The sequence below is a fragment of the Klenkia terrae genome (genome assembly GCF_900491935.1).
Taxonomy (GTDB): domain Bacteria; phylum Actinomycetota; class Actinomycetes; order Mycobacteriales; family Geodermatophilaceae; genus Klenkia; species Klenkia terrae.
Genome location: NZ_UEXK01000002.1, coordinates 5,727 through 8,352, shown reverse-complemented (window position 1 = coordinate 8,352; position 2,626 = coordinate 5,727). Strand labels below are relative to the sequence as shown.

The window sequence follows — 2,626 nt, the reverse complement described above, 5'->3', positions numbered from 1 at the left end:
CCTGGCCGAAGACGGCGCTGGAGACCGCACCGGCCACGAGGCTGCCGACCAGGCCGATCGGCCGGTAGACCGCCTTGGCACCGGCGCTCACCGGCGGGACCGCCAGACGACCAGGGCGACGACGGCGGCGACCAGGGCCACCCCGGCCGCGATGACCACCGGCGGGTTCTCCCGGTAGGTCTCCACCGCGGTGTCCTTGGCCTGGGCCGCGGACTCCTTGGCGCGGGAGCCGACGTCCAGGCGGTGGCTGAGCTCGTCGACCGTGGCGGCCAGCTGCTCGCGGGTGGCCTCGATGTCGGCCTTGATCTCGTCGGGCTCGGTGGGGCCGGACACGTCGGGCGCGCCCGGACCGTGTGCGCCCTCCGGGCGCGTCGCGGGATGGCTCATCGCCCGGCACTCTCCTTCACGGTCGCGACGTCGGTCTTGATGCTCTCGAGGGTCTCGGTGGGCAGCGGTGGCTTGGCGTCCTGCACGTCCTTCTTGCCCAGCAGGGCCAGCACGCCGGCGATGAGGAAGAGGACGACGGCGATGATGATCGCGGCGAGGTAGCCGGGCAGCACGTTGGCCAGCCCGAGGATGCCGGCGGTGATCAGGGCGTTGAGGCCCAGCAGCGCGACCAGGCCGGCGCCGCCGAACAGGCCGGCACCGACGCCGAGCTTCTTGGCCTTGCCCTTGACCTCGGCCTGGGCGAGGCGGACCTCGTCGCGGACCAGGCGGGTGACCAGCTCGGGCAGCTCACCGATGAGCTGGCCGGTGGAGGCGGAGGACGGGTCGGTATGGGAGCCGGGGGACTGGCTCATCGGACCTCCTGCGGTCGATGCGGATCGGGTGGGGACGGATCTCGTCACCCATGCCCGGCCGGACCCAGGTCGAACCGCCGTCCCCGCGCGTCCCCGGCACTACGGTGGGCCCATGACCGTGCCTGCGAACGGCTGGACCTGGCGGCTGCACGACCCGACGGGCGGCGTCGTGGACCCCGACGACCTCGGCGTGGCCGTCCCGGTGGAGGACGCCCAGGCCGAGGCCGAGTCGTGGCTGGGGGAGCACTGGCGCGAGCTGCTCGAGCGCGGCGCGGCCAGTGCCACCCTGGTCCGCGGCGACACCGTCGTCTACGGACCGATGGGCCTCGCGGCCTCCTAGGTCAGCCCCGGCTGGTCTTGGCCGGGTCCCGCTCCACGACGTCGCCGAGCACCTCGTCGATCCGGGCCAGCACCTCGGCCGAGAGCTCGACGCCGGCGGCGGCCACGTTGTCGTGCACCTGCTCGGGCCGGGTGGCGCCGATGATCGCCGCCGCGACGTTGCCGTTGGCCAGCACCCAGGCCAGCGAGAGCTGGGCCATCGAGAGCCCGAGGTCGTCGGCGATGGGCTTGAGCTGCTGGACCCGGGTCAGGACGTCGTCGGTGAGGTACTGCTTCATCGACCCGCCGGCGCTGGGGTGCCCACCGCGGCTGTCGGCCGGCGGGGCCTGGCCGGGCAGGTACTTGCCGGTGAGGACGCCCTGGGCGAGCGGGGACCAGACGATCTGCGAGACGCCCTCGGCCTCGGACGTCGGCACGACCTCGGCCTCGATGACCCGCCAGAGCATCGAGTACTGCGGCTGGTTGCTGATCAGCTGGATGCCGAGGTCACGCGCGAGGGCGGCGCCGGCGGCGATCTCCTCGGCGCGCCACTCGCTGACCCCGACGTAGAGCACCTTGCCGGCCCGGACCAGGTCGGCGAAGGCGGTCATCGTCTCCTCCAGCGGCACCGTGGTGTCGTACCGGTGGGCCTGGTAGAGGTCGACGTAGTCGGTCTGCAGCCGCTGCAGCGAGGCGTGGCAGCTCTCGATGACGTGCTTGCGGCCCAGCCCGCGGTCGTTGGCCCCCGGGCCGGTCGGCCAGTAGACCTTGGTGGCGATCTCGAGGGACTCCCGCCGCTGGCCGGCCAGGGCGCGGCCCAGGACCGACTCCGCCTTGGTGGCGGCGTAGACGTCGGCGGTGTCGAAGGTGGTGATGCCGGCGTCGAGGGCGGCGCGCACACAGGCGTGCGCCGCGTCCTCCTCGACCTGGCTCCCGTGGGTCAGCCAGTTGCCGTAGGCGAGCTCGGTGATGTTGAGGCCGGAACGGCCCAGTCGACGTGTCTGCACGCCCTCGAACGTAAGCCGCGCGGTCGCGGCCCGCTCAGACGGTGGCGCCGAGCTCGACCTGCGGCTTGGGGAACCGCCAGCGGCGGATCATGGTGGCTCGGCTGATGCCGTACCAGACCAGACCGCGCGTGCGGGCGTTCGGGAACCGCTCCCCGACGACCTTCTTGATCTTGCGGCCCAGCACGACCGAGTCGCCGATGATGACCAGGAAGAAGGCGAACCAGAGGAAGACGGTGTAGCTCTGCACCGCGGTGTTCGGGATGAAGTACCCGACCAGCACGAGCGCGGCGACCACCAGGAACAGGCTGCCGGCGTTGCGGCGGGCGTCGACCACATCGCGGACCAGGCGCTTCTCCGGGCCGCGGTCCCGGGCCGGGAGCGCGCTGTCGTCCCCGCGCGCCGCGGCCTCGCGGGCGCTGCCGCGGCCGGCGGCCTGCTGCTCGCGCATGCGCTTGTAGGCCTCCTTCCGCGTGGTCGGCGGGGGCGGGGGCGGCCCGGGAC

General features: G+C 73.3%; 5 protein-coding genes. 1 reads left to right on the top strand and 4 read right to left on the bottom strand.

Annotated elements, in window-relative coordinates; all coding sequences use genetic code 11:
• Positions 1–87: 87 nt before the first annotated feature.
• Together LFA75_RS00075 and LFA75_RS00070 are read right to left on the bottom strand one after the other, a co-directional pair.
• Positions 88–387, bottom strand: a complete 300-nt coding sequence (locus tag LFA75_RS00075; protein WP_225231746.1) for a DUF3618 domain-containing protein — start codon at positions 385–387, stop codon at positions 88–90.
• A complete protein-coding gene (locus LFA75_RS00070; protein ID WP_225231745.1) occupies positions 384–800 on the bottom strand; it encodes a phage holin family protein in 417 nt (138 codons plus the stop codon). Before LFA75_RS00070 ends, LFA75_RS00075 begins: the two co-directional genes overlap by 4 nt.
• A 112-nt stretch (positions 801–912) precedes the next feature.
• Here LFA75_RS00070 and LFA75_RS00065 point away from each other — a divergent pair, with 112 nt between their 5' ends.
• Complete coding sequence (locus LFA75_RS00065; RefSeq protein ID WP_225231744.1) at positions 913–1,140, top strand: hypothetical protein; 228 nt, start codon at positions 913–915, stop codon at positions 1,138–1,140.
• A gap of 1 nt (position 1,141) precedes the next feature.
• Here the strand turns inward: LFA75_RS00065 and LFA75_RS00060 are convergent, their stop codons facing one another.
• Together LFA75_RS00060 and LFA75_RS00055 are read right to left on the bottom strand one after the other, a co-directional pair.
• Positions 1,142–2,125, bottom strand: a complete 984-nt coding sequence (locus LFA75_RS00060) for an aldo/keto reductase family protein (protein WP_225231743.1) — start codon at positions 2,123–2,125, stop codon at positions 1,142–1,144.
• Between the two features lie 34 nt (positions 2,126–2,159).
• On the bottom strand, positions 2,160–2,626 hold a 467-nt coding region (locus LFA75_RS00055; RefSeq protein ID WP_225231742.1), incomplete at its 5' end, for a DUF3043 domain-containing protein.